This is a genomic window from Mycobacterium sp., from assembly GCF_049802695.1.
Classification (GTDB): Bacteria; Actinomycetota; Actinomycetes; order Mycobacteriales; family Mycobacteriaceae; genus Mycobacterium.
In genome coordinates this window covers 1-6,687 of the sequence record NZ_JBARMY010000077.1, presented here as the reverse complement: position 1 = coordinate 6,687, position 6,687 = coordinate 1, and the positions used below count along the sequence as shown (strand labels likewise).

7 protein-coding genes and 1 other RNA gene are annotated in these 6,687 nt (G+C 68.6%); 6 read left to right on the top strand and 2 right to left on the bottom strand.

Annotated features, from left to right (window positions below; translation table 11 throughout):
* The 5 genes from WA317_RS02765 to WA317_RS02745 all read left to right on the top strand — a co-directional run.
* Positions 1 to 588 (top strand): aminotransferase class I/II-fold pyridoxal phosphate-dependent enzyme (locus tag WA317_RS02765; protein WP_425171584.1); only part of this gene is annotated, 588 nt, incomplete at its 5' end.
* Positions 585 to 1,424, top strand: a complete 840-nt coding sequence (locus WA317_RS02760; protein WP_425171583.1) for a Nif3-like dinuclear metal center hexameric protein — start codon at positions 585 to 587, stop codon at positions 1,422 to 1,424. The genes WA317_RS02765 and WA317_RS02760, both read left to right, overlap by 4 nt.
* Positions 1,414 to 2,145, top strand: a complete 732-nt coding sequence (locus tag WA317_RS02755) for a zinc ribbon domain-containing protein (protein WP_425171582.1) — start codon at positions 1,414 to 1,416, stop codon at positions 2,143 to 2,145. The genes WA317_RS02760 and WA317_RS02755 overlap by 11 nt, the downstream gene beginning before the upstream one ends.
* A complete protein-coding gene (locus tag WA317_RS02750) occupies positions 2,142 to 3,260 on the top strand; it encodes a bifunctional RNase H/acid phosphatase (protein ID WP_425171581.1) in 1,119 nt (372 codons plus the stop codon). Before WA317_RS02755 ends, WA317_RS02750 begins: the two co-directional genes overlap by 4 nt.
* A 30-nt stretch (positions 3,261 to 3,290) precedes the next feature.
* Complete coding sequence (locus WA317_RS02745) at positions 3,291 to 4,601, top strand: glycosyltransferase 87 family protein (protein ID WP_425171580.1); 1,311 nt, start codon at positions 3,291 to 3,293, stop codon at positions 4,599 to 4,601.
* Here the strand turns inward: WA317_RS02745 and WA317_RS02740 are convergent.
* Positions 4,586 to 5,302 (bottom strand): 2OG-Fe(II) oxygenase, encoded by a 717-nt coding sequence (locus WA317_RS02740; protein WP_425171579.1) that lies wholly within the window; start codon positions 5,300 to 5,302, stop codon positions 4,586 to 4,588. The genes WA317_RS02745 and WA317_RS02740 overlap by 16 nt on opposite strands.
* A gap of 112 nt (positions 5,303 to 5,414) precedes the next feature.
* Between WA317_RS02740 and rnpB the strand changes: the two genes are divergently transcribed.
* Positions 5,415 to 5,829, top strand: an RNA gene (gene rnpB, locus WA317_RS02735) — RNase P RNA component class A.
* Between the two features lie 21 nt (positions 5,830 to 5,850).
* Here the strand turns inward: rnpB and WA317_RS02730 are convergent.
* Positions 5,851 to 6,687: CHAD domain-containing protein (locus WA317_RS02730; RefSeq protein WP_425171578.1), on the bottom strand; the 837-nt coding region annotated here is incomplete at its 5' end.

Here is a 6,687-nt window from a genome sequence, read left to right as displayed (position 1 = left end):
GTGCTGCACAGCCGCGAACAGATTCTCCGGTTGCGCCGCGCGGGCCGCATCGTGGTGGTCGACGAGGCGTTCGCCGATTCGGTGCCCGGGGAGCGCGAGTCGGTGGCCGCTGACGCGCTGCCCGATGTGCTGGTGCTGCGCAGCTTGACGAAAACCTGGTCGCTGGCCGGGCTGCGAGTCGGCTACGCGTTGGGCGCGGCACCGCTATTGTCCCGGCTGACCGCACGGCGTGCGCACTGGCCGCTGGGTACCTTGCAGTTGGCCGCAATCGCGGCGTGTTGTGCAGCGGGGCCGGTCGCCGAAGCCGCCGCCGACACCCGGCGGTTGGCGGTGCTGCGGGCCGAGATGGCGGATGGGCTGCGCTCAACCGGTGTCGACGTCGTCGATGGGCCCGCGCCGTTCGTGTTGTTCCGCACACCGGGCGCCGAGGCCCTGCGAACGCACTTGCTGGCAAAGAAGCTTGCGGTGCGGCGCTGCGATACCTTCGTCGGCTTGGACGGAAGCTATCTGCGGGCCGCGGTCCGGCGGGAGTGGCCGCTGCTGGCCGAGGCGATCGCCGCGGCCGCGGTGAACGGAGCGGCCCGATGACTGTGCGGCTTGCCGATGTCATCGCCGTGCTCGAGGAGGCCTACCCACCGCACCTTGCCCAGCCGTGGGATTCGGTCGGGCTGGTCTGCGGGGACCCCGGCGACGTGCTGGACTCGGTGACGATCGCCGTCGACGCGACGCCCGCGGTGGTCGACGAGGTGCCCGACGGCGGCCTGCTACTGGCGCATCATCCCTTGCTGCTGCGCGGGGTCGACACCGTCGCGGCCAGCACGCCCAAAGGCGCACTGCTGCACCGGATGATCCGCACCGGGCGTTCACTGTTCACCGCGCACACCAACGCCGATACCGCGTCGCCGGGGGTGTCCGATGCGCTGGCGCAGGCGCTCGGCTTAACCGTCGACGCGGTGTTGCAGCCCAGCGAGGCCGCAGCGTCGTCCAATGTCGGGCTCGGCCGGATCTGCACCGTGGCGCACCCGCAGGTACTGCGCGACTTCGTCAGCCGAGTCGAGGCAGCGCTGCCCCGGACCTCCTGGGGCGTGCGCGCATCCGGTGACCCGGACATGCCGGTGTCGCGGGTGGCGGTGTGCGGCGGGGCGGGGGACTCGCTGCTCGACACTGTCGCCGCGGCCGGCGTGCAGGTTTATCTGACGGCGGACCTGCGCCACCACCCGGCCGACGAACATCGCCGGGCATCCGACGTAGCGCTGATCGACGTGGCGCACTGGGCCAGCGAGTTCCCCTGGTGCCGCCAGGCGGCCGAGGTAATCGGCGGTGCTTTCGGTGCGGCAATGCCTGTTCGGGTTTGCGGCCTGCGCACCGATCCCTGGAACATCGAGACCGGAGAGAGCATGACGAAAGCCAGCGATGAAAGCTGACGTGGCAGAACAACGCTCGCTGCTGGAATTGGCGGAGCTCGATGCCGAACTGGCGCGCATCGCACATCGCAGCAACCATCTGCCGCAACGGCAGGATTACGAGCGGATACGGGTCGACGAGGTCGCTGCGAATGACCGGCTGGCTACGTTGCAGATAGCGCTGGAGGACCTGGACGCCCAGGTGTTGCGCTTCGAATCCGAAGTCGACGCGGTACAACGCCGCGAGGAGCGGGACCGGGCGTTGCTGCAGTCGGTGCGCGACGCCAAGCAGCTCTCAGAGCTGCAGCACGAGTTGGAGACGCTACAGCGCCGCCGCAGCAGCCTGGAGGATTCGCTGCTCGAGGTGTTGGAAAGCCGGGAACAGGTGCTTGCGCAGCAGACCGCAGAAGCGGCGACGGTCGACGCCCTGCAGGCTGACCTGGCCGGCGCCCGGCAAGCCCTCGACTCCGCGCTCACCGAGATCGACGATGTCCGCCGGCAGCGTTCCGCTCGGCGCGACGAGTTGACCGCGTCGCTCAATCCTGAACTCGTCGCCCTCTACGAACGCCAGCGCGCCGGGGGAGGGCCGGGCGCTGGGCCGCTGCAGGGCCGTCGGTGCGGTGCCTGCCGGATCGAGATCGACCGCGGCGAGCTGGCCCGTATCTCCGCGGCCGCCAAGGACGACGTTCTGCGCTGTCCGGAATGCGGTGCGATCCTCCTGCGCGTCACGGATTTCACATGAAAGTCGTGATCGAGGCCGACGGCGGGTCGCGCGGCAACCCTGGACCGGCAGGCTACGGGTCGGTGGTGTGGAGCGCCGACCACCACACTGTGCTCGCGGAAAGCAAGCAGGCGATCGGCCGTGCCACCAACAACGTCGCCGAATACCGCGGGCTTATCGCCGGCCTCGACGAAGCCGTCAAGCTGGGCGCCACCGAGGTTGCGGTGTCGATGGATTCGAAATTGGTCGTGGAGCAGATGTCGGGCCGTTGGCGGGTCAAACATCCCGACCTCGCTGCGCTGCACGCGCAGGCCCGCGCGCTTGCCTCCCTATTCGACCGGGTCAGCTACGCCTGGATCCCGCGGGCGCAGAACTCGCACGCCGACCAATTGGCCAACGAGGCGATGGACGCCGCGGCCGAGATGCCGGCGGCCGGGCAGCCGGTCGCCGAGCCGGTCGACACGGCGCAGACCGAGCAGAATTCGTCACCGGGCTGGACCGGTGCCCGCGGTGCCCCCACCCGCCTGCTGCTGCTCCGGCATGGGCAGACCGAGCTGTCGGTGCAGCGCCGCTACTCCGGGCGGGGCAACCCGGCGCTGACCGATCTGGGGTGGCGGCAAGCGAATGCGGCGGCTAGATATCTGGCGCAGCGCGGGGGCATCAGCGCGGTGATCGCTTCGCCGCTACAGCGCGCCTACGACACCGCAACGACGGCCGCCAAGGCGCTGGGTCTGGACGTCAACGTCGACGAGGATTTGATCGAAACCGATTTCGGCGCCTGGGAAGGGCTGACGTTCACTGAGGCCGCTGACCAGGACCCGGAGTTACACCGGCAGTGGCTGCGCGACACGAGCACCACGCCGCCCGATGGAGAGAGCTTCGCTGCAGTGCACACCCGGGTGCTGCGGGCGCGGGACCGGATCATCGATGAACACAGCGGCACGACGGTGCTCGTGGTGTCGCACGTGACACCGATCAAGATGCTGCTGCGGGTCGCGCTGGACGCGGGAGCCGGCATCTTGTACCGGTTGCATCTGGACCTGGCGTCGTTGAGCATCGCCGAGTTCTACCCGGACGGGGCCTCCTCGGTGCGGCTGGTGAACCAGACCGCTTATCTCGACCGCTTGCCGACATAACAGCGCCGGAGTCCGCTACCTTTCTCACTCGTGACCGGTCCGCGCGAGATTGCTCCCTGGGTCCGCCGTGGTGGTCCGACGGTGCTGGCCGTCGCCTTGCTGGTCTACATCGGGTGCTACGTGCACTGGCCGTCGCTGGCCACCCAGGTCGACCTAGAGGTCTACCGCTTCGGTGCGATACGGATGCGCGACGGTCTCGACCTTTATTCCGTGGGGCTGACCGGCAACCCGCGCACGTTGCTCTTCATCTATCCGCCGTTCGCGGCGCTGTGTTTCGCGCCGCTGGCGTTCCTCACCGAGCCGACTGTGCAGGTGTTGTGGTTGTCGCTGGCGTGCGTGTTGATCGGCTATGCGATCTGGCGAATGCTGACCGCCATGCGACTCACGGCCGCAACCGGCTTGTGGAGTCTCGGCGCATTGTTGTTCGGCCTGGTGGCATGGCTTGAACCGTTTCGGCTCTCGCTGCAGCTCGGGCAGATCAACATCGTCATTCTCGCCGTCGTGCTGGCTGATCTATTAGGGCCCGCGCATAGCGGCGATCACAAGGGCGGCGGAGCCGGGCGCAGTGGGTCGCCGCCAAAGGGCCGCAGGTGGGCCGGCCTCGGGATCGGACTCGCCGCCGGGATCAAACTGACCCCGGCGCTGTTCATCTTGTACCTGGTTGCCATCGGGCGGCTGCGTGCCGCGGCGATGGCCGGCGGCACCTTCGCCGCCACGGTGCTGATCGGATTCGCGCTGTTACCAGCCGATTCCACGTTCTACTGGCTGCGCCGGGGCTTCCGGGACGTCAACCGGATCTCAGCTGACCAGCGGGGCAGTACCAGCGTCAGCGGCATCCTGCTGCGCCTGGGAGTCCCTTCGTCGGGAATCACGCTGGCCTCGGTTGCGCTGGCCGCCGTTGCGTTGGCAGTTGCGGCGATCGCCTGTCGACGCGGTCAGGCCGTGCTGGGCGTGGCCCTGGTCGGGATGGGTGGCGCCGTCGCGTCGCCGTTCAGTTGGGATCACCACTGGGTGTGGTTCGCGCCTCTGATTGTTCACCTCGGTTACCGGGCCTACGTGCTGCGCGGCACGTTCTCCGCGTGGGCGATGTGGCCGCTAAGTGTTCTGCTCGGCGGCTGGTTCACCTCGTTGGGTGCCCAGCGGGAATCGGGTGTGCTGTCGCTGCGGCCGGGCGGCGGCTGGGACGACGTCATCGCCGGCACGTACGTCTACGTGTTCGTCGCCGCGGTGCTGGGCACCGCCGCGTGGCTGTGGCGTACGCACCCAGCCGTGCCGCAGCCACCGGTCGGCGAGCAGTCCGAGCCGCTGCCGCAGGAAACCCCGGCTCAGGCCGCGTCGTGAAAGATCAACCCGAGCGCGTAGCGCCGGCCGGAGCGGACGACGGAAATGCCGTGCCGCACCGGTGCCGCCGACCAGCCGCGGGTTGACCGCACCGGTCGTTCCCGGGTGGTGAACAGATAGCCGTGACCCTGCGGCAACTGGGTTGCCGTACCCCGGGACTGGGCGCGCAAGCGCTGCTCGACCAGCAGAAACTCGCCGCCGCTGTAGTCGGTGCCCGGATCGCTCAAGTTGATTACCACCTGCAGCGGGAAAACCAAGTCGCCGTAGAGGTCTCGATGCAAGGCGTTCCAATCCCCGGCACCGTACTTCAGCAGCAGGGCGGTCGGCTTGGTCTGGCCGGCTGTGCGGCACGTTTCGAGCCATTCATCGAGGGTGTCCGGCCAGGGGGCGTCGCGGCCCAGCCTGGCCCACCAGCCCCGGGCGATCGGCAGCAGCCGCGGGTACAAAGCCTGCTTGAGCGCCTCGATCGGCTCCGGGTACGGCGCGTGCAGGTACCGGTACTGGCCGGATCCGTAGCGACGCGGCGCCATGTCAACAGTGGCCCGGAACAACCCGTCGTTGGAGTACAGTCCCCGCAGCCGCTTGGCTTCGGCCGGAGTCACCAGCTGCGGCAGCAATGCACCGCCGCAGTCGTCGACGGCCGTGGTGACCGCGTCCCAGTCGCCGGAGTCGACGCGCTTCTGCCACCGGCTCGGCGGCATCAGTACAGCGGGTGTCGATGCGCGGAAACGGCCATCCCCGCAGTATGCCAGCGGATGGCTCCGGCTTTTCTTCGATGAGCACTGCCCAAGCGAGTACGGTGTTCTTCGCGGACGAGTTGGCCGGGCGGCCGCGGCGTACGCCGGCCCGTCAGGTCCGGCGGCGCGTCGAGGAAAGTCCGGACTTCACAGAGCAGGGTGATTGCTAACAGCAATCCGAGGTGACTCGCGGGAAAGTGCCACAGAAAACAGACCGCCACCGTTCGCGGTGGTAAGGGTGAAACGGTGCGGTAAGAGCGCACCAGCATTCCGGGTGACCGGGATGGCTTGGTAAACCCCACCCGAAGCAAGGCCAAGAAGATCGCATCACGGTGCGATCGCGCAGGCGCCCGAGGGTTGCTCGCCCGAGCCTGCGGGTAGGCCGCTCGAGGCACCCGGTGACGGTGTGTCCAGATGGATGGTCGCCACTGTGCGTCTCCGGTCGCCGGAGGCGCGCGGAACAGGATCCGGCTTACAGGCCAACTCGCCCGCCCCAGCAGCTCAGGCCGGGCCTAGTGCGTTGCGTTGCGCACCGCTCTCTTCAGCTTGCGCAGCGCCGGTTCCACCTGCTGTTTGCTGTCCTCGGCCAGTTCGGTTTCCTGTTGGTACAGCACCCCGTAGGTGAAGGTGTAATCACCGGCCGCGTGCGCGGCTTCGGCCTGCTGAATCAAATGCTCCCGGCTGACCGCCGAGTCCTGGTGGTCACCGAGCACCGATTGAACCGTCTTGGCCAGTTCGGACACCTTGCTGTCGCCGACCGCCGCCGCGGTGTACCGAAGGCGCTTGGCCCGCTTGCGGATCTTGTGCAGCGCCTCGTCGTGATCCTCTTCGTCGGCGTGCGCTGCGGCCTCAGCGGCCTTGGCGGCTTTGCGCACCCGTTTGTAGGCGGCGGCGACGACCTCCTCGATCGGCGTTTGTTCGACTGCGGCCGGGGGCGGCTCGGCGACCAACGCTTCCAGGGCGTCCAGCAGCCGGAAGTAGCGCCGCGACCGCATCGCGGTGAGCGACCGCCGCAGACCGGTCTGATAGCGGCGCTCGGCACCCTTCACGAGACGCTCCCGCACCCGTCCGCCCACCAATTCGGGCGGCAACGCGTCCAGCGCGTGCCGGTAGCGCTCGGCAAGTACTTCGGCGTCCCGCGCGATCCCCAGAACCTGACCCAATTCCCGTAATTCGTCGAGAATCCAGGCGTCGTAGGAGGAACCGAGCTGCTCGGCGGCTTGCAGCAGGCTACGGATCTTGCGGGCCGACACCCGCATCTGGTGCACCGAGTCCGGGGCGTCAGCCCGCACGGCGCGATCCCACACCAGCAGCTGCTCGACCTGCTCGGCGACCGCGCGGTGCACCGG